Source organism: Vibrio hepatarius, assembly GCF_043642085.1.
In the GTDB taxonomy this organism is placed as follows: domain Bacteria; phylum Pseudomonadota; class Gammaproteobacteria; order Enterobacterales; family Vibrionaceae; genus Vibrio; species Vibrio hepatarius_C.
Map to the genome: position 1 here is coordinate 154,378 of NZ_JBHZSA010000003.1, position 20,256 is coordinate 174,633.

At 46.6% G+C, this 20,256-nt stretch carries 17 protein-coding genes; 12 read left to right on the forward strand and 5 right to left on the reverse strand.

The window, feature by feature from the left end; translation table 11 throughout:
* Positions 1-16 precede the first annotated feature (16 nt).
* The 3 genes from lhpI to ACHUFZ_RS06865 all read right to left on the reverse strand — a co-directional run bounded on the left by lhpI (position 17) and on the right by ACHUFZ_RS06865 (position 3,550).
* Complete coding sequence (gene lhpI, locus ACHUFZ_RS06855) at positions 17-982, reverse strand: bifunctional Delta(1)-pyrroline-2-carboxylate/Delta(1)-piperideine-2-carboxylate reductase (RefSeq protein ID WP_394126492.1); 966 nt, start codon at positions 980-982, stop codon at positions 17-19.
* A 52-nt stretch (positions 983-1,034) separates the two neighbouring features.
* Positions 1,035-2,114 carry a polyamine ABC transporter substrate-binding protein gene (locus ACHUFZ_RS06860; RefSeq protein WP_394126493.1) on the reverse strand — a complete coding sequence of 360 codons (1,080 nt, stop codon included), beginning with the start codon at positions 2,112-2,114 and terminating at the stop codon, positions 1,035-1,037.
* Between the two features lie 170 nt (positions 2,115-2,284).
* Complete coding sequence (locus tag ACHUFZ_RS06865; protein WP_394126494.1) at positions 2,285-3,550, reverse strand: NAD(P)/FAD-dependent oxidoreductase; 1,266 nt, start codon at positions 3,548-3,550, stop codon at positions 2,285-2,287.
* Positions 3,551-3,661: 111 nt separating this feature from the next.
* Here ACHUFZ_RS06865 and ACHUFZ_RS06870 point away from each other — a divergent pair, with 111 nt between their 5' ends.
* Together ACHUFZ_RS06870 and ACHUFZ_RS06875 are read left to right on the forward strand one after the other, a co-directional pair.
* Complete coding sequence (locus ACHUFZ_RS06870; RefSeq protein ID WP_394126495.1) at positions 3,662-4,663, forward strand: 4-hydroxyproline epimerase; 1,002 nt, start codon at positions 3,662-3,664, stop codon at positions 4,661-4,663.
* A gap of 30 nt (positions 4,664-4,693) precedes the next feature.
* Positions 4,694-6,208 carry an aldehyde dehydrogenase (NADP(+)) gene (locus ACHUFZ_RS06875; protein ID WP_394126496.1) on the forward strand — a complete coding sequence of 505 codons (1,515 nt, stop codon included), beginning with the start codon at positions 4,694-4,696 and terminating at the stop codon, positions 6,206-6,208.
* A gap of 110 nt (positions 6,209-6,318) precedes the next feature.
* Here ACHUFZ_RS06875 and ACHUFZ_RS06880 read toward each other — a convergent pair whose 3' ends face one another.
* The gene (locus ACHUFZ_RS06880; RefSeq protein WP_394126497.1) at positions 6,319-7,380 is read right to left on the reverse strand and encodes an alpha/beta hydrolase fold domain-containing protein; all 1,062 of its coding nucleotides are present in this window, start codon (positions 7,378-7,380) and stop codon (positions 6,319-6,321) included.
* Positions 7,381-7,690: 310 nt separating this feature from the next.
* Between ACHUFZ_RS06880 and ACHUFZ_RS06885 the strand changes: the two genes are divergently transcribed.
* From ACHUFZ_RS06885 to ACHUFZ_RS06930, 10 genes are all read left to right on the forward strand, one after another.
* A complete protein-coding gene (locus tag ACHUFZ_RS06885) occupies positions 7,691-8,626 on the forward strand; it encodes a LysR family transcriptional regulator (RefSeq protein ID WP_394126498.1) in 936 nt (311 codons plus the stop codon).
* Between the two features lie 159 nt (positions 8,627-8,785).
* Entirely contained in the window at positions 8,786-9,841 is a 1,056-nt protein-coding gene (ribA, locus tag ACHUFZ_RS06890) for a GTP cyclohydrolase II (protein WP_394126499.1), read from the forward strand.
* 194 nt (positions 9,842-10,035) lie between these two features.
* A complete protein-coding gene (locus ACHUFZ_RS06895) occupies positions 10,036-10,707 on the forward strand; it encodes a GntR family transcriptional regulator (protein WP_394126500.1) in 672 nt (223 codons plus the stop codon).
* A 13-nt stretch (positions 10,708-10,720) separates the two neighbouring features.
* Entirely contained in the window at positions 10,721-11,485 is a 765-nt protein-coding gene (locus tag ACHUFZ_RS06900) for a transcriptional regulator (protein ID WP_394126501.1), read from the forward strand.
* Between the two features lie 272 nt (positions 11,486-11,757).
* Positions 11,758-13,368 carry a peptide ABC transporter substrate-binding protein gene (locus tag ACHUFZ_RS06905; RefSeq protein ID WP_394126502.1) on the forward strand — a complete coding sequence of 537 codons (1,611 nt, stop codon included), beginning with the start codon at positions 11,758-11,760 and terminating at the stop codon, positions 13,366-13,368.
* A 69-nt stretch (positions 13,369-13,437) separates the two neighbouring features.
* Positions 13,438-14,358: an oligopeptide ABC transporter permease OppB gene (gene oppB / locus ACHUFZ_RS06910; protein ID WP_394126503.1), complete on the forward strand. Its 921-nt coding sequence runs from the start codon at positions 13,438-13,440 to the stop codon at positions 14,356-14,358.
* Between the two features lie 10 nt (positions 14,359-14,368).
* Positions 14,369-15,298 (forward strand): ABC transporter permease subunit, encoded by a 930-nt coding sequence (locus ACHUFZ_RS06915; protein ID WP_394126504.1) that lies wholly within the window; start codon positions 14,369-14,371, stop codon positions 15,296-15,298.
* A gap of 9 nt (positions 15,299-15,307) precedes the next feature.
* The gene (locus ACHUFZ_RS06920; protein ID WP_394126505.1) at positions 15,308-16,297 is read left to right on the forward strand and encodes an ABC transporter ATP-binding protein; all 990 of its coding nucleotides are present in this window, start codon (positions 15,308-15,310) and stop codon (positions 16,295-16,297) included.
* A gap of 8 nt (positions 16,298-16,305) precedes the next feature.
* Positions 16,306-17,304 (forward strand): ABC transporter ATP-binding protein, encoded by a 999-nt coding sequence (locus tag ACHUFZ_RS06925; RefSeq protein WP_394126506.1) that lies wholly within the window; start codon positions 16,306-16,308, stop codon positions 17,302-17,304.
* Positions 17,301-19,088 (forward strand): aminopeptidase P family protein, encoded by a 1,788-nt coding sequence (locus ACHUFZ_RS06930; protein ID WP_394126507.1) that lies wholly within the window; start codon positions 17,301-17,303, stop codon positions 19,086-19,088. The genes ACHUFZ_RS06925 and ACHUFZ_RS06930 overlap by 4 nt, the downstream gene beginning before the upstream one ends.
* A gap of 141 nt (positions 19,089-19,229) precedes the next feature.
* On the opposite strand, the gene ACHUFZ_RS06935 is transcribed toward ACHUFZ_RS06930, so the two are convergent.
* Positions 19,230-20,210 carry a histidine ammonia-lyase gene (locus ACHUFZ_RS06935; RefSeq protein ID WP_394126508.1) on the reverse strand — a complete coding sequence of 327 codons (981 nt, stop codon included), beginning with the start codon at positions 20,208-20,210 and terminating at the stop codon, positions 19,230-19,232.
* Positions 20,211-20,256: the final 46 nt, after the last annotated feature.

Consider the following 20,256-nt stretch of genomic DNA (forward strand, 5'->3'; position numbering starts at 1 on the left):
AGGATTTTCCTCAAAACTAAAGAATCTCTTTTTGGGTTAAAACAAACTTAACTGCAGCGAGATCGGCGAGTGCACTGCCGACTGATTTATATAAAGTGATTTCCTGTGGTGATTGTCGTCCAGAGTGGGCTTGAGAACATAACTCAGGCAATTCGGCTTGAATCTGTTGCTCAGCAAATACGCCTTGTTCGATGGGGATAAGTAAATCACCCGCCTCTGCTAATACGTTAATTTTGCTATCAACAAACACGCTAGAGCGCACAACGGTAGACGTATCACATTCGCGTTTGTCTTTGTCGTGATTACCAATTAGGTCGACGTGTGTCCCAGGTGCGAGCTGACTACCATCAAATAACGCCTTATCTGATCCCGTGACGCAGGTAATGATATCGATGTTTGCTAATACGCTATTCACATCATCCGCTATCTCAACATCGAACTGACTTTCTAGAGGGAGTGACTGATATTCATTGCTCGATAAAATGGTATCGATTGTCTTGCAGGCTTTTTGCTTATCGCGCCCCCAGATCAACACCTTTTGAATTGGACGAATCGCGGCATAGGCATAAGCCATATAAGGGGCAAGATTGCCTGTACCACAAATCAGTAAGCGACTCGCATCTTTACGCGCTAAATAGTCCGCCGCCAACGCAGATGCCGCAGCAGTGCGCCAAAACGTCAGCACCTTGCCATCCAATAACGCAAGAGGCTCACCATTAGCACGATCAAAAGCTAAAATTTTCGATGCGAGACTGTCTTTTCCTTCCAAATAATTCTGCGGGAAATAAGTAAACGCTTTGACCGTGATAAGTGATTCACTCCAAGCAGGTAGCAAGGCAAACGCATCGTAGCTACCCTCTTCTAACGGCATCACTCTGCGCTGCGGAATAGTAGACTGTTCCTGATAAGTTTGGCGCATTGATTCAATCAAACCTTTCATCGATAGGCTTTTGACAATTTGCTGCGCATCTAGATTGATCATTGAATATTCCTTTTAAGGAGGTGATCTCTCACCTCCACTTTAGAACTAAGGGTTAGTTAAGAAGCCAAGTGTTGAACTCTTCATTCAGCTCATCGGCGTAATCTGACCACCACTCATCATCAATCAAAAACGCTGTTTGGAAGTTGTTTGGAGCGGTCGGCAAGCTGGCTAGAATCTCAGGGCTAATTTGCGCTGAAGATGATTTACGCGTAGGGCCGTAAGCGACGTATTTCGCTTGGTCAGCCAGTGGTTTGGTACCCGAAGAGAACTTAATGAAGTCTAGCGCTTGCTCTAAGTTCGGGCTGCCTTTTGGTATTGCCCAGCCATTCATATAGCCCAATTGATGATCCCAAATGATTTTGAACGGCTGCCCCTCTTCTTGAGTGGCACTGTGGATGCGCCCATTGAATGCAGACGCCATGACAACTTCTTTGTCAGCCAGCATTTGCGGCGGCTGCGCTCCGGTTGTCCACCACACCACTTGTGGCTTAATGCTGTCTAGCTTAGCAAATGCGCGAGCTCGTCCTTCAGGGGTTTCAAGAGTTTCATACACCGCTTCTGGTTCAACGCCATCAGCGATCAATGCCCACTCTAGATTTCCTTGTGGCATTTTTTGTAGTGCTCGACGTCCAGGATATTGTTCAAGATCGAATAGATCCGTAAGCTTTGATGGTAGCGCTTTACCTTTAAATGCCTCTTCGTTGACTGTCAGTACCGTTGATACCACGATGGTATTGACTGCACATTCATGGATCGCGCCTGGGATGAAATCTTCTTTCGCAGGGGTACCATCATCTCCTGCCGGCAAGATACTAGGATCAACCGTTTCCAATAGTCCTTCCGCACAGCCGCGGACAATATCTGGCTTATCTAATGACACTAAATCCCAAGTAACATTGTTCGCTTCTACTTGAGCTTTAATTTCTGCAAGACCGCCACTGAAGTCTTCAGACACTAACTCTACACCTGTCTTCTCAATGTAAGGTTTGTGGTACGCCTCTACTTGGCTTTTAGTAAATGCGCCTCCCCATGATACGACCGTTAATTTTTCGTTCGCGTTGGCGATATTGATCGTTCCTAACAGCATGCCTGAAATCATCAGTGCGAGTGGTGTCATCGTCTTTCTTGACATGATTTTTGCTCCTTATTGTTGTCACATCGGGAGTGTTCCCGAAATTATTGGACGCCCAGATACCGCTGTTAGGCATCAAATCAAATTCTTTATCCAATCAACTTTTTCATTAACTTTTAATTAACATAATGCGCTCGTATATTTTATACAATATTTAATTTTAAAATTTTTTAGCAAAAGCGATCTAGCGCAAACGGTGAAAGATTAACCGATGGATTGGTCTCATTATGAAGCTGTGAAATGAGCGATGCCGTAATTGCGGCTTGTGTTAAACCGAGATGTTGGTGACCGAACGCCAGTAGTACTTTTCCACCTAGAACTTTATCTATAACCGGTAGAGAATCAGGTAAAGAGGGGCGATTTCCCATCCATCTCTCACCGGCTGAATCGAGGTCACATTCTGGTTTCAATAGCCCTGTCGCAAGCCCTTTGAGCATCTTGGCACGCTGCATATTTGGTGGAGAATCTATGTCCGCATATTCGACGGTTCCAGCCAACCTTAGCCCCTCTTCCATCGGGGTCATAATGAATTTTCTATCCGCTGAGCTAACGGGAAATGGCAAACAATTTTTAAGTTTTGGTACCATTAAATGGTAGCCACGCTCAGCCTGAAGCGGCACTTTAACTCCCGTAATTTTCTTCACTAGAGGGGCCGACTCTGCGCCTGTCGCTATCACGACTTTATCGAACTCATGGCTGAGCGACGGCGTCACAACGACGCCCATGTCGCCATCAAAAAACACATCATCGACTTGCTCTTTAATCCAATGACCTCCCATAGCCTCAAACGACTTAGCCAGTTCAACGCACATTCCATAAGGGTTCGCGGTATGTCCTGTGTCAGGAAAGAACACCCCTTTCTTAACAGTATCAGATAACGAAGGAAGCTCTTCTCGTAGCCTATCTTGCTCCCAGACTTGGCAAGTTACGCCTTGCTCACGTAGTCTGTTTAACGTTGAGCGATAGCTATCAAACAGTGACTCACTTTCAAAGGTCAACAATGAGCCTTGCATGGAAATCAACTCAGATAGCCCAACTTCGCCAAGCAAATCAAACCAACTTTCCATAGCAACACTGTTTAACGTAGTCAGTGCTTGAGTGGCATGCTCTGATGTGTTTTTTCTCGCTTTTAATAAGAACCGAACCATCCAAGGTAGTGTGCGGTGAATGTCTTGAAATCGAACCGATACCGGACTGGTTGGCGACAGCAACATTTTAGGTATCTGAGGTAAAAGAGCAGGCGTTGCGAGTGGAAAAACTTGCTCCGTCGCAAAGTGGCCAGCGTTACCTTTAGAGCACCCTTCTCCCGCACCGCGCTTATCGAAAATGGTGACATTTTCACCCGCCAATTGCAGCTTTAGTGCGATACATAATCCAATCACACCACCGCCAACCACGGCGATATTTTGTGGGATTGATGATTTATTGCTCACCATTTATTTTGCTCCTTATCACGTTTCAAAAACAAAATTGTATAAAATATACTTAACATCACGATAACATCCAATTTCTCTACTTCAACTAATTTCTTATTCAAGGAGCGAGAAATGAGACAAGGAACCTTCTTCTGTATTGATGCACATACTTGCGGTAATCCAGTTCGATTAGTTGCTGGCGGTGTGCCTCCACTCGAAGGAAAGACGATGAGTGACAAGCGCCAGTTTTTCCTCGAACACTATGATTGGATCCGTCAATCGCTCATGTTTGAGCCTCGCGGCCATGCCATGATGTCAGGATCCGTGGTACTACCACCTTGTAGCGACAATGCGGATGCATCAATTCTGTTTATTGAAACCAGCGGCTGCTTGCCAATGTGTGGTCACGGTACGATTGGTACTGTCACCTCAGCGCTAGAGCACAAATTGATCACCCCGAAAGAAGAAGGTCGATTGATCCTCGATGTACCAGCAGGACAGATTGAAGTGCATTATCAGCGCGACGGGGAAAAGGTCACTTCAGTAAAGATCTTTAATGTTCCTGCTTACCTTGCCCACCAAGATGTCACGGTTGAAGTTGAAGGATTAGGCGAGATCACCGTAGATGTTTCTTATGGAGGTAACTACTACGTCATCGTCGATCCTCAAGAGAATTACCAAGGGCTAGAACACTACACATCTGACGAAATCCTCATGCTCAGCCCAAAAGTACGCGAAGCGGTCTCTCAAGCTGTGGAATGTATCCACCCTAATGATCCGACTGTTTGTGGCGTCTCTCACGTACTTTGGACTGGAACACCGACTCTACCGGAATCAAGCGCCAAAAATGCCGTGTTTTACGGAGAGAAAGCCCTTGACCGCTCACCTTGTGGTACGGGCACCAGCGCACGCATGGCCCAGTGGTATGCCAAAGGCAAACTCAAACAAGGTGAAGACTTTATCCATGAAAGCATCATCGGCAGTTTGTTCACTGGACGCATTGAAGGCATTACTGAAGTCAATGGACGCGCAGCAATCCTGCCAAGTATTGAAGGCTGGGCGCAAGTTACTGGCCACAACACCATTTGGGTCGATGACCAAGACCCGTATGCCTACGGATTTGAACTGAAATAATCCCAATTACCCCCATATTTAGGAAACGTTATGAGTACTCGCCACACCTTTTGTGCACTAAACCCAGCGACTGAGCAAACGCTACCCGGCCAATTTGCTGAACACAATCAAGCCGATGTCAATCTTGCAGCGACTGCCGCTCATGAAGTCGCAAAGTTATTTCGCCAAACATCACCAAAAGTCAGGAGTGACCTATTACAAGCCATTGCCGACTGCCTTGAAGCGCAGCGTGACGCGATCGTTGAGCGCGCTAACTTAGAGTCGGCCTTACCTCTCGCAAGACTGAACGGAGAGCTAAGCCGAACAACTGCTCAGCTGAGGTTATTTGCTGACGTGGTCGAAGGTGGGTTATGGCAAGAAGCCATATTTGACAGTGCCAACCCAAATAGAGAACCACTACCTAAGCCAGATCTTCGCCGCCAAAACATTGGGTTGGGCCCAGTCGCAGTATTTGGCGCGTCTAACTTCCCCCTCGCCTTTTCCACGGCTGGCGGTGATACCGCTTCGGCTCTTGCGGCGGGTTGCCCAGTGGTCGTCAAAGGTCACCCAGCTCACCCAGGCACCAGTGAAATCGTCGCAAAGTGCATTGCCAAAGCATTAGAAGAGCAGCAATTGCCCCAAGCAATATTTACCCTGCTGCAAGGCACTAGTCACGAACTCGGCCAAGCGGTTGTCAGCCATCCAGCCATCAAAGCGGTTGGGTTCACAGGTTCGATTCATGGCGGCCGAGCCCTGTTCGATCTAGCCCAAAGCCGCTCAGAACCTATCCCATTTTATGGTGAGTTAGGCGCTTCAAACCCGGTATTTATTCTTTCCCATCGCATGGCGGAAAACGCGCAATCGCTGGCAGAAGAGTACATCCTTTCGATGAATATGGGTTGTGGGCAGTTTTGCACTAAGCCTGCGGTCGTATTTGTTGCAAAAAATGAGGCGAGTGATGCATTCATAGCGTCGGTTCGTCAAGGCATTAAGCAACAACCGGGACAAACCATGCTCACCTGTGGGATTAAGCGTAACTACTTGGTCCAGAGTGAAGAAAGAGCCAGTCAAAGCGGCTTAACTCGAACTCAGTCTCAACCAGATAATGGTGTACCATCAATGCTGTTTGAAACCACCAGCGACGAGTGGCGCAATAACCCGCAATGGCAAGAAGAGATCTTTGGCCCACAGTCAATCATCGTACTGTGTGAAGATGACCAAGACATGTTGCAACTCAGCACAAACTTGGCAGGAAGCTTAACTGCGACCATTCATGCCGAAGAACCGGACTACCCTATTGCTTCTCGATTGCTTGATGAACTTGAAGAGGTCGCAGGTCGTATCGTCTTTAATGGCTGGCCTACCGGTGTTGAAGTCAGTTATGCCATGGTGCATGGTGGCCCATACCCAGCTTCAACCATGCCAGCCAGTACCTCAGTTGGTGCAGAAGCAATTAAACGCTGGCTAAGACCTGTCGCCTATCAATCGGTGCCAGAAGCCTTATTACCTGATGCGCTTAAATCTCAAAACCCCCTCAATGTACGCCGCACAGTAGATGGGAAATAGGAGTTGCCAATCCTAGCGACTTATAAAAATAAAGCAGCCTGCGATTAACACAGGCTGCTCATAAAATGAGAAGTACTTGTCAGAACATTAGTCTATTCGAGCGTCGCGACTTACTGAATCAAATACCCAGAGAGGAACGAACTTAAAGCCTGATAGTGCTCTTTTGACTCTGGCGTACCAAATGCAGCTGCGTAGTCCCCGTGAGACTGACCTTCATAAACATTCAGATCTGCTACCACTCCAGCACGTCGTAACTCTCGATGTAATCGCACCGTATCACTCAGTAGTAAATCACGAGTTCCTGTGATCAAATAAACGGGAGGGAAACTCTCAAAGCTGCCATTAATCGGCGACACAACAGGATCACTTGGATCTAAATCCCCGATATATGCACCAACCATGGCCGATGACATTCCTCTCCAGCTTCCTAAGATATGATCTAAGCCTTCATTTACAAAACGGCTATCACCTGTCATCGTCATATCCATGCCGGGCGTTCCAACATACAGGGCCGCTGGTATAGGAGCATTTTGCTTAATGAGAGCTTGGTTTACGGCCACTGTCAAAGCACCGCCTGCAGATGTCCCCCCCATGACCATGTCGTCCGCAGAACGAGTCTTGGTGAGCTTATGCCAAACATTCAAGATATCGTCGCGTGCCGCTGGCGCGGGAGAGTCTGGCGCTTTACTGTAATCTATCGCAACTGCAGGAATTTGCATTTCTGTCGCAATCATTAGTGCTTCTGAAACGGATGCTAAGCCGCTATTTAACATGAATGCTCCACCCTGTATTGCAACAAATAACTTATCTTCAAGTTGTGGGGAAACAACTTTTGGTGTCACCCAATAAACATCTACACCTGCAATGGTGTCTTGTTCGATGGTAGCCCCTAACTTTTCTGCCAACGCCTGAGTTCTCTTAATAGCCGCTTTATCTCTTGGCTCAATAAAAGAACGCCACTCTTCCGCTGTTTGAGGAATATTCTGTTGTAAAGCCGTCACATCGGGTGCAGGAAAAGCTTTTGAGAATTCATAAAACTCCGGACTAACCGCCGTCGCTAGAGGTACTGGTTGCGTCGAAAGTGACAAACTGTTTTTGTCATTATTAGCTGCAACATGTGCACTCATAAAACCGCTTGCTAGAACTGATAAAATTAGATGACGTGTTTTCATTTTTCATACCTATTACGATTGTAAGAAAAGCACTCCCTGCTGCGATGGAGATAATGTACGCAATCGTATTTCTCTTGTGTATGAATTGGAGAAATTCATTTCTGACGAGCAAGACTAACTACAAACATTGGCCTTGGTCTCATCTTGTCCAGTTAGCATAATCCTAGATAGCCGATCTGAACCGTTCTTTGCTACGATTGAAAGCACTCGGTGATCGTTCAGAGCAGCAATCAAGTTCTGCTGGCACAAACATAACGAATATATCTACATCAAACTTTTTCACCCAAGCATTGGTAACTCGGTCATAACTATGATGAAAGACAAAATTCTAGACCTAGATTTAAACTTACTAAAATTGCTCAAAGCTGTCGTTGATACAGGAAATACCCATGCGGCGGCGGACCAGCTTGGTATTTCACAAACGAGTGTCAGCCGAGGGTTAGCCAAGCTAAGGGAAACGTTCGGAGAACAGCTTTTCATCCGTAAAGCTCACGGTGTAGAGCCTTCGGAACTAGCAGAAAAACTCGCTGAAGCAAGCACACAAATGCTAACTCCTATATTCAAAGTCGTTGAATCTTATCAGGACTTTAACCCGATGCTATTTAACGGTGAAATTAAGATCGCTATGAATATCTTCTTTTTAGAACTTCATGGTGATGGGATTCTTACCGCGTTGAGAGAAGCCTTTCCCAATGCGAGCTTTAAGCTAGATTATTGGCAGGAGCACTCTTTAGCCGACGTATTAAATGGGGATATTGATTACCTCATCCACTTTGAAGGTTATCCTCTGCCTCAAGAAATATATTGCCATACCTTAGAAGATGTCGAACTCTGCTTGGTGGCAAAAAAGGATCACCCGATTTTACGCTCTAGTTCCGATTGGAGCGCAATTCACCAGCTGCCTATTGCTAGAGTTATCATTGATGGCATTAACTCAAAACACTCTCCCGTTGAGCAAGTCTATCTCAGCAAAGGTTATACACCGCAAGTTTCTTTGGTCACTCATAGTGTTCGCGTGTTGATTAATACACTACTTAACACCGATGCGATTATGTTTGGCAGCAGCTATGTATGTAGATTGGATGAGAGATTATCAAGCTACTCGCTTCCTGAATTACCAAAATCGATGAGACATATCCGAGTGATTGGCGGTTATCCGCAAGCAAAACGGGGCTATCCTCTCAATCAACATCTCCACCAAATCATTAGCTCTTACTTTGAGGGGATTACTCAACCCAACATTTAACTAGAATGTGTTCTCGTCCGTATCCCGGTTCTAACACGTTGCCAGCATCCCCAGGTATAAATCAGCAGCGCCCTTAATTGACATTATACTCAGCAGCGACTAGTTCTTAATAAGCAATACAGTTCTTATAATGAATTGCAGCAATGTCAGGAGAGCGCTATGGACAGCAATATTCAATTTTACGAACCCGAAGACGCCTACGGATTTCTATCTAACTTTTACCAATCTCCAATTAACATCGATGGTCAGATTTGGCCGACAAGCGAGCATTACTACCAAGCACAAAAGTTCGTTGACCCAAACATTTACGCCAAAATTCAACACTGTGGAACACCAGACTCGGCTTTTGCGTTAAGCCGCCAGTACGATAGTGAAGCAAGGCGCGATTGGATGGAGATACGGTTGGATATCATGCGCTTTATCGTCGCTGAAAAGTTCAAACAAAACCCATTATTGGCATTCAAATTAATCGAAACTGGCAATGCCACCTTGACTGAACATTCTCATAAAGATGCATTTTGGGGCGATGGTGAAGATGGACAAGGCGACAATCACCTAGGCAAAATCTTGATGGCCGTACGTGAACAGATCCAATCAACAGAGCCGTATAATTTGATCCAATTTGTCGATAAAGCCAAATTACCCACCAAATGGGGCACCTTTGAGATGCACGGTTTTATTGAACGAGAGACAGGTAAAGAGCACCTCGCTTTAGTCTATGGTGATATTTCCTCTGTTGATGCACCATTGATTCGCCTACATTCCGAATGCTTAACGGGTGATGCACTGTTTAGTACTCGCTGTGATTGCGGATTCCAACTCGATCGAGCGCTGAAAAATATTACCGATGAAGGCGCAGGCGTTTTACTCTACTTACGCCAAGAAGGTCGCGGTATTGGGCTACTCAACAAGATCCGAGCGTATCACTTACAAGATAAAGGCGCCGATACCGTCGAGGCCAATGAGCAATTAGGCTTTGCTGCCGATATGCGAGACTACCGTTTTTGCCGAGGCATACTCAGCTATCTCGGCATAGACACTGTACGTTTGATGACAAATAACCCACGTAAGGTGAAGGCGCTAGAACAGGCTCAAATTGTTATCCAAGAGCGAGTGCCACTGCAGGAAGGCATCAATACCAATAACCAGTTCTACCTTGAAACCAAAGCCGCCAAGCTAGGCCACCTTTTTGACCGCCAATTTATCAAGTCTTAAACCGACTAAGAACGTGAGAGCCTTAACGATTGAGGCTCTCATTGCTCTCTAAAACCTGACAAAAGCTCACTCTCACCGTTGCCAACTATTGACCTATCCCCCAAAAACTAAGCCACTAGCACGTTGTTCATTCACTTTCTCCGACAAAATAGTATATTGAATACAATATTGAAGAAGCACTACTGGAGACTTGGATGTCACAACCTGTTTTTAAAACTCGAACCCAATTAGTCGAAGAAGCGATTCGCACTAAAATTCTCAAAGGGGAGTTAAAAACTGGTCAGCCTTTGCGCCAAGACGCACTGGCTAAGGAGTTTAACGTTAGCCGTATCCCCGTTCGCGAAGCCTTAATGCAGTTAGAAGCGCAAGGACTAGTAAGCTTTGAAGCTCATAAAGGTGCAACAGTTACTGAGCTCTCTCCAGATAAAATTGATGAATTGTTTGAGCTAAGAGCTGTGGTTGAGTGCCACATTTTGGAGCGCGCGATTCAAAAGATGACTGACGAAGACCTTGCCAAAGCCAACGCAATTCGTGAACGCTTTGATGATGTGGTGAGCCGAGGTGATGAAGTCGAAGAGTGGAGCAACTACAACTATGAGCTGCATAAAGCGCTCTATGCCCCTGCTGAGATGCCAGAAACCATGGACGTTATCTACAACCTCAACACCAAGTGTGATCGTTACATTCGTATGCAGTTGTTGTTCACCGAAGGAACAGTCAAAGCAGACAAAGAGCACCAAGCGCTGCTTGAGATGTGTCAAAACCGCGATATCGAGGGGGCTAAATATATGCTTAAAAAACATATCCTTGAAGCGGGTGCTGCCATTCGAGACCTATTATTAGAACGTCAGAACAATCCATCTTAATGGAGTCGTCCGTATGCATATTGGTCCTGAGTTTTTATTAGCTGCGATTCGCCTTAAGATCAAAGAAGAAGGGTTATGCTACAGCGCATTGTCAGAGAAAACTGGCATCCCACTGTCAACCATCAAGCGGCATCTACATAACCCCTCGCTTGGGCTAGATAAGATCCTCATCTACACCAATCACCTCAATACGGACTTAAAAGAGCTGTCGGAAATTGCCATTCAAATTCAACGAGATAATGAGCAGTTCTTATCTGGTGAGCAAAATGCCCTGTTTGTCGAGCATCCTTATTTGCTCGACTTTATCTACTTAGTCACCTCATGCAATCTTGCTCCTGAAGAGGTTGCGAAAAAATATCACCTTTCAGACACAAGTTTGCGCTTTTACCTCAGTATTGCCGAGGTGCTCGGTTACATCGAAAATCTTGGCGATAAAGTCTTCTACCGCTCAGGGCGTCGCTTCATTATGGAAGAAGGCACTGCGCTCGATACCCTGTTTAAGCGTCGATTTGAGCAAGTATCCATGGCCGATCCAACCCTTTCTCAGGTCTGCCATGCTCGGGTTAGGTTAACACCGGAGCAAAGGCTGAAGCTTGAGCAAGAAGTGGATCAAAAGATTGGCGAGATGCACGCCGCTAACTGTGCAAACAACATCGGTGAATTAACCAATGTGCTATTTCGTAACATCCCAGGACAACAAATCTTCTTTTCTGATGGCTTGCCAGAAATCAATGGTGAGCTGCTCAAGCAAGTCTCCGCACGTTTTCGTAACACATAATCAATGGTTCAACCGCCGCTGTGATCTCACAGCGGTTTCAACATATTCATACGATTAAATTTTATCCAGTCTCAAAAACTAAGACCACTGGTCTCTGCTTTCGCCACCTTGTTACAAACATGTTAAATAGTGTTTGTTCGAGCATTTTATACAATATACATTCATTTCATCCCTAGTGGTGAAATGTCGGTTAACCCCACCCCGTTCATGGCGTTAGCCTCCCCTCCCATTTCGCCATAGGGCCACTCCTATAAGGAAATAACGAGGAAGCTATGAAAGCAAAAAAACTGATCGCATTAAGTGCTATTGCTGCGGCATTTATGGCAGGCAATACCATCGCGAAGCCTTACCCGGCTGGAACACAACTAGCAGACAAGCAAGAAATCGTGCTTAACAATGGTGCCGAGGTCACTTCCATTGACCCAGCGAAGCAAGCCGCAGAGCCCGCATTCAACTTAGGCCGTGACCTATTTGAAGGACTGACGATTCAAGATAAGCAAGGTAAGACCATTCCTGGTATTGCTGAAAGCTGGCAAGCGAATGACAACAACACTGTCTACACCTTCAAACTACGCGAGTCACAATGGTCAAATGGCGACCCTCTAACCGCGCAGGATTTCGTCTACAGTTGGAAACGCTTAATCGATCCAGAAACCGCTTCCCCTTATGCTTGGTTTGCCGCTATTCCTGGCATCAAAAACTCTAACAAAATTATGAAAGGTGAGGCTTCCGCCGATTCATTAGGCGTGCGCGCTATTGATGACTACACCTTTGAAGTGACACTTGAAAAGCCTGTTCCTTTCTTCATCAAGCTGCTTAGCCACCCTGTGCTAGCGCCTGTTCATCAAGCGACCATCGAAAAACATGGCAGCGCCTGGACTCAACCAGAAAACATCGTGACCAATGGTGCTTTCACCGTTTCCAACTGGAAAGTGAACGAGAAAATGGTAATGGTGAAAAACGACAAGTATTGGGATGCTGATAACGTTGTCTTAGAGAAAATTACTTGGCTACCGATTGGCGATGCTAACGTGGCACTCAACCGTTATCTGGCAGGTGAAATCGACCAAGCGCTTTCTATTCCTTCTGCACAAAAGAACAAATTACTTAAGAAGTTTCCTGAGCAAGTGGCGGACACCAGCGCCTCACTGGGCTCAACGTTCTACTACCTAAATACGGATAAAGGGCCAACCCAAGATCTTCGTGTTCGTCAGGCTCTTTCTTACTCGATCGATCGTAATATCATCACTAAAGCGATTGCGAAAAATGGCGGCATTCCAATGTTCACTCTCGTGCCGCCACAAACCGATGGCTTTAAGACTCATACGCCAGAGTTCGCGACTTGGGACCAAGCCAAGCGCAACCAACAAGCACAAGCGTTAATCAAAGAAGCAGGCTACGGCGCTTCAAACCCGCTTAAGCTGACATTCACTGTGCCAACCTTTTCAAAGGACGTGAAAATGGCAACGGCGATGGCTGGTATGTGGAAAAGCGTGCTAGGAGCGCAGGTCGAAATCAAACAGCTTGAACCTAAAGTGTTTTACGCACTGAAAGATCCGGGCAACATCAGTCGTGGTGGTTGGACTGCTGATTATAACGAAGCATCAACTTGGTTAGATATTTTCGTTTCAACAGGCGAATACAACGACTCTAAATACGATAACCCTGAGTACGACCGCTTAATGGCAGAGTCAAAAAGCCTCAGTGACCCATCAGCCGAGTATATTGCCGCAGAGAAGCTGCTTATCGAAGATATGGCTATCATCCCTATGTATCGCAATGGTAACGACCAATACCTGATTAAAGCGCACGTAGGTGGTTATGAGCGCACCAACCCTGAGTCTTCGTACTACCGCAAAAATGTTTACGTAATGGCCCGTTAATTGGGACGGTTTGCCCGCACCTCGACGTCCTCGTAGGTTGCGGGCTTTTTTCTAAGGAAAGGATAGGTCATGTTGCTGTATATTCTTCGCCGCTTGCTGATTGCAGTGCCTACGCTGTTGTTTATCGCGCTAGTCTCATTTTGGCTGATGCACATCGCACCCGGCGGTCCCTTCGATATGGAACGCCCAATGCCTGAAGTGGTACGTGCCAATATTGAAGCCAAGTTCCATCTTAACGAACCTTTTATCATTCAATTTTTTATCTACATTGGTAACTTCATTCAAGGCGATTTAGGGCCAAGCTTTGTCTATCAAGACTTCAGTGTTACTGAGTTAGTTGCTCAATCATGGCCTGTCTCGGCGGTACTTGGCGTGATTTCATTTTGTATTTCCGTCCCGCTTGGCATGGTTCTGGGCACCATTGCTGCGCTTAATCGCAATGGCAAGCTCGACTACTTACTGATGTCACTTTCAATGACTGGCGTAGTGATCCCTGCATTTGTCTTAGCACCCGTGCTAGTGACCATCTTCTCTATCCATTTAGGTTGGCTTCCTGCCGGCGGTTGGGAAGGCGGAGAATTGGCATTTCTGGTTCTTCCAGTACTTAGCCTTGCGATTGGTTCAGTGGCGAGTATCGCTCGTGTTATGCGCGGCGCAATGATAGAGACGCTCAATCAACCTTATATTCGTACAGCCAAAGCCAAAGGCCTTTCCACCAGCTACATATTGTTCCATCACGCGCTGCGCCCATCCCTTATCCCTATCATTGCCATGCTGGGGCCAAGCTTTGTCGCTGTGGTGACTGGCTCTGTCATCATCGACATCTTCTTTAGTACTGGCGGAATGGGACAGCACTTTGTCTCGGGCGCACTGAACCGTGATTACGGCTTAGTTATGGGGATTACCCTCATCGTCGCTGCACTGACGATCTTCTTCAACTTGGTGGTCGACATTCTTTACACCGTCATCGACCCGCGCATTCGTGTTTAGGAGGTAGCGAATGTTAACCAAACAAATTGATGCCAAGGAGCTGGCAGACCAAATGAGCTCCAACATTGAAGCGGTTGAAGGTCGAAGCCTATGGCAAGATGCGTGGGCACGATTTCGCAAGAATCGCGCGGCAATGACCTCTGTCTACGTGTTAGGTTTTATTGTTTTGTGCATTATTTTTGGCCCTCATTTGGCCGCGTTCGGTCATGATGAGATTGACTGGAACGTAGTCGTAGATCCTTATGAATTAGGCAAACCATCAATCAGCTCTGGTCACTACTTTGGCACCGACGACTTAGGTCAAGATATCTTCGCCCGCACCATGCAAGGTGGCAGGCTGTCTATCATGGTCGGTTTTATGGGCGCTTTGGTTGCTGTTGTCATAGGTACCGCTTGGGGCGCCTTATCTGGCTATCTTGGCGGCATGGTTGATAGCACTATGATGCGCATAATCGAAGTGCTCGATTCTGTTCCTTTTATGTTCTTGGTGATTTTGTTTGTCACCCTGTTTGGCAACAATATCTATTTGATATTCGTAGTGATTGGTATGGTCTCTTGGCTTGGCATCGCCCGAGTAGTACGCGGCGTAACCTTCAGTATCAAAAAACGTGAATTTATTGAAGCGGCCCATTCGATCGGGGTCTCTCGCCTGACCATCGTTCGCCGTCATGTATTGCCGAACGTGCTTGGCATTGTGATGGTTTACTCATCACTCATGGTACCTGGCTTCATCATGTTTGAATCCTTCTTAAGCTTCTTGGGTCTCGGGGTTCAGCCACCAGATACCAGTTGGGGCATTCTTATCGCTGAAGGGGCGAAAACTATTGATGTCGCATTATGGCAGTTAGTGTTCCCGTCCATCTTTCTTGTTGCCACGCTGTTTTGCTTCAACTTTATTGGTGACGGCTTACGTGACGCACTTGATCCGAAAGATCGCTAAGGAGTAGTGATGAGTATTCTTTCAATAAATAATATGAACGTCCGCTTTCAAACTCCTGACGGTTTGGTTCAGGCGGTGAGCGATCTTTCTTACTCCATCCAGCAAGGTGAAACGCTCGGTATTGTCGGCGAATCTGGCTCAGGGAAAAGCCAATCGGTGTTCGCCTTGATGGGGTTAACTGCCGATAATGGCGTGGTGACTGGTGAAGCCAATTTCCATGGCGAAAACCTCCTCACAATGTCGAAAAAACAGCTCAATCACATTCGCGCTGAGAAGATTGGCATGATCTTCCAAGACCCAATGACCTCGCTTAATCCATTTATGAAGGTTGGTAAGCAGTTAGCGGAAGTGCTGATGATCCACAAAGGTATGTCAAAGCGAGAAGCAGAAACCGAGGCGATTGCAATGCTTGATGCAGTGCGCATTCCTTCTGCTGCAACGCGTATGGCGCAGTATCCCCATGAAATGTCGGGTGGCATGCGCCAACGCGTTATGATTGCGATGGCACTATTGTGTAAGCCAGAACTGCTTATTGCGGATGAGCCCACCACCGCCCTCGATGTGACGGTGCAAGCTCAGATCTTAACTTTATTGCGTGAGCTTCAAGCCGAATTCAACACGGCTATTTTGCTGATCACTCACGACATGGGCGTAGTCGCAGAAATGTGTGACCGTGTCTTAGTCATGTATGGCGGTAGAAAAATGGAAGAAGCCGATACCGACTCGATCTTTGATTCTCCTGCCCACCCTTATACCCAAGGTCTACTCAAAGCGATTCCATCGATTACTGAAGATATGGATCGATTGCCGACCATTCCAGGCAACCCACCAAGTGCCCTGATTCACAATAAAGGCTGTCCATTTAAAGAGCGTTGCGGGAATTATCGAGCGGAATGCAGTGCAACCGTACCTCCGTTTCGTTCGCTTTCACATCGCCAAGGTCTTGCGTGTCATGTCAATGCACCCACGACCATCGCCAATATTGCTCGCTCAGCTTAGGAGGACATATGACCAAACCAGAAATTTTACTTTCAGCGCGCGATCTTAAAGTCCACTTTGCTATCAATAAACATATCCTGCCTAGTAAGCGTAAGGTGGTCAAAGCGGTCGATGGCATTGACCTAGACGTTTATCGCGGCGAAACCCTTGGTATTGTTGGCGAATCTGGCTGCGGAAAATCAACACTCGCCAGAGGCCTGCTGCGCTTAATTGAACCGACCGGCGGGCAACTGCATTGGAAAGGCGAAGATATGCGTGGTTTGGGTAAGCATCAACTCGCCCAGCGCCGACGTGAATTCCAAATGGTGTTTCAGGACCCATCCGCTTGTCTAAACCCACGCTTAACGATCGCCGAGTGTATCGCCGAGCCACTTTTAACTCATGAGCCGCAATTGACACGTAAAGAAGTAGAAAGCCGAGTCATCGCCATGATGGATAAAGTCGGCCTTCTCGCCAGCCAGCGTAACCGCTATCCACATGAATTTTCTGGCGGACAGTGCCAGCGTGTCGGTATCGCTCGTGCGCTGATTCTCAAGCCAGATTTAGTGGTGTGTGATGAGCCTGTCAGTGCGCTGGATGTCTCGATTCAAGCTCAGGTGATCAACCTACTTGATGACCTTAAGCAAGAGATGGGCTTAACGCTGGTGATGATCGCCCACGATCTTAGCGTGGTTCGTCATATCAGTGACCGAGTCATGGTCATGTACCTAGGTAAACCTATGGAAGTGGGCCGCTATGACAGAGTATTCGACGACGCGCAGCACCCGTATACCAAAGCGCTGTTGTCTGCGGTGCCAATTGCCCACCCAACACTAGCGCACAATCGGGATATCCAATTACTGCCGGGAGATTTACCTTCACCACTGAATCCACCTAGTGGCTGCGTATTCCGTACTCGCTGTCCGAGCGCGACTGAATTATGCGGCGAACAAAAACCAACCAAGAGTGGTCACAATGATCACCACATTTTCTGTACCCATACTTTGCTAGGAAGCCAACCATTATGACAATCACCACGGTTCCACAACGTCTTTCAGCTTTACGAGAAGGCATGAGCCAGCACCAATTGGATGCGTATATCGTTACTAACAACGACCCTCATGCGAGCGAGTATTCTGCTGATTACTGGCTAGCTCGCCAATGGATTTCTGGCTTTACCGGTTCGGCAGGCGATGTTGTCGTGACCAAAGAAGGCGGCGGTCTATGGACCGATGGCCGTTATTATATTCAAGGCGCGGAGCAGATTGCAGGGTCAGGGCTAGATCTGTTTAAGGCAAGATTACCTGAAACCCCAACCATTGCGCAGTGGCTAGCTCAAACACTCCCTGAGAACTCTTCAGTAGGTGTGGATGGCCGCAGCATCAGTCAGCAGTTTTATCTTGAACTCAAAGATGCGTTCGCTAGTAAGTCTATCAACATCGTTCTCGACCAAGACTTAATTTCACCGATATGGCATGACCGTCCAGCAAGACCATCTGCGCCTTTGTTCAACCACCCACTCAGCGTTGCCGGATTCAGTGCATCAGAAAAAGTGGCTCAGCTCCGTGAGTACCTGACTGAACAATCTGCCGATGCGCTGCTTATCAGCACACTCGATGACGTGATGTGGACACTCAATATTCGAGGTGGCGATACCGCTTACTGCCCGATTTCTGAAGGCTATTTACTGATTGATCATATCAGTAGTCGCCTGTTCATTGATCAGAGAAAATTAACTCACGCTGTGAGTCAGGAGCTCGAAAAATACCAAATTCATGTGCATGATTACGAGCACCTTAGCACGGCATTAAACCTGATAGATAAAGGCTCTTCGCTGATCTACACAGCAAAGAATAGCGACAGTCTGATCATTAATCAGGTGAAATCAGAGTTAACCCTTATCGATAAACCGTGCCCAGTCACTTTGTTCAAAGCACAGAAAAACTCAACAGAACTTAGCAGTCTGGAAGAGACGCTTCGTCAAGATGGCGCCGCTGTGGTTAAGTTCATGAAATGGCTCGATGAACAAGTGCCAAGCGGACATGTGACTGAGCTTAACGCCGAACAAACGCTAATGGGTTATCGCAAGCAGATTGATGGCTACATTGGCGATAGCTTCAGAACTATTGCAGGTTACGCTGAACATGGCGCTAAGATGCACTACGCCGCCAACGAAGAGAGCAGCTACACAGTTGGTGAGTCTCATTTCTTCTTAGTCGATTCTGGTGGTCAATACCCTGGAGGCACGACTGACATTACGCGTACCTTCCACTTTGGCACGCCAAGCCAGCAGGAAAAACGTGACTACACCTTAGTGCTTAAAGCGGTCATTCGCCTCACTCAAGCTCGATTTATGAAAGGCTCAACTGGCGCCAATCTCGATATTATGGCGCGTGGCGTACTTTGGCAGCATGGTATTGATTACAAATGTGGCACTGGGCATGGGGTTGGTATTTGTTTAAATGTTCATGAAGGGCCACAGAACTTCTCACAAAATCCACGTGAAGTCGCATTGCTACCGGGTATGGTGATCACTAACGAGCCAGGTGCGTATCGCGAAGGCATTCATGGCGTTCGCATCGAAAACATCATGAAAGTGGTTGAAATTGAAGAGAATGAATTCGGCACTTTCTACGGTTTTGAAACCATCACCCTTGCTCCGATTGCTACAGCCATGATTGATAAGTCAATGCTAGACGCAAGCGAAGTTACCTGGCTCAACAAATACCATCAGCAGTGCCTACGCGAACTTTCCCCTTATCTATCGGCTCAGGAGTGTGAGTGGCTGACTAAGGCAACTCAACCGATATAAATGTGAATCTCCTTTTGTTGTGATTACAACTTAAGTTTTGCCGGCCTTCGGGTCGGCTTTTTTACACCTTGAGAAAGCGCATAGTTAACCACTTGGCGCTAACAAAAAAGGGAGCACCTGCCCCCCTCTATTAGATCATCACTAATATATCTTCGATTTATTGACGAAGAAGTTTTCATTTAGATACTTAGCAATTGGCACAAATGCCGAGTTAGAAAAGTTAGGTGCGTCATTGGCCCCCGTTCCCACATCAAGGTCACTGGTTGCTTCTAGCTCCTGCGTATCCAATGGACCCGTTCTCCACTCCGCAGTGGTTTTATACTTTCCAGTCAGCATATACTCATAAACCACACCGAAACTAGCGCCTGGGTTCAAATTTTCCTTAATGTCATGAATTTCATCAAGTTTTCCGTTGCTTTCATCAACAGAGTCATTTGGCTTCTCATCGCAGTTTGCTTTTGTCCCCTTTACTCTAGGCACGGTTACGTAGCCATTGCCATAATTACATTCATTGTAATAGAGCGAGCTATCGTAATTGATCAACGCGAGATGATCGTCGTACGCGTTCTTCAACTTCATGCCTAATTGGTGGTTATCATCGCCATCAATATAGTAATCAAACAACTGCATCATCTTTTGATAAGCCGTGGTGGTTAGTGTTTCGTCTTTACCACCAATATCGGTATAGATTAACTCGATACCTTCGAGAGTCGAGCTGCTATCAGCAAAGTCAGAAAGCTCAAAGATAAACTCCTCATCCAACGTTTTACCGTTAGGTTCACCACTCGTTACGCCAATAACAACAGTTCGGTTAGAAAACCTCTGATTAACCTCATCCGATGCCATATAAAGAAAATCAGCAATTTGCTTGGCTACCGTTTCGTGCTGTTTTTGTGTTGCAGTGTTCATCGGCAATACATAGACGCCATCTTCAAATGCGCAGTTGGCAACATCAACAGACTGAGAGATCTCGACACCGTAACTCTTTTCATAACAATCAAGCTTGCTATAGACCTGAGCATTAGTTGAAGCTGGCTTAGTATTGGTTGATGAATCATCACAAGCCGTTAGAGTCATCATCAACGGAAGAACTAACGATAAGTGGCGTTTTTTGAGGTTCATGGGCAGGACCTTAGGTTATCTGGCTCTAGAAAGTAGTCGAACACGA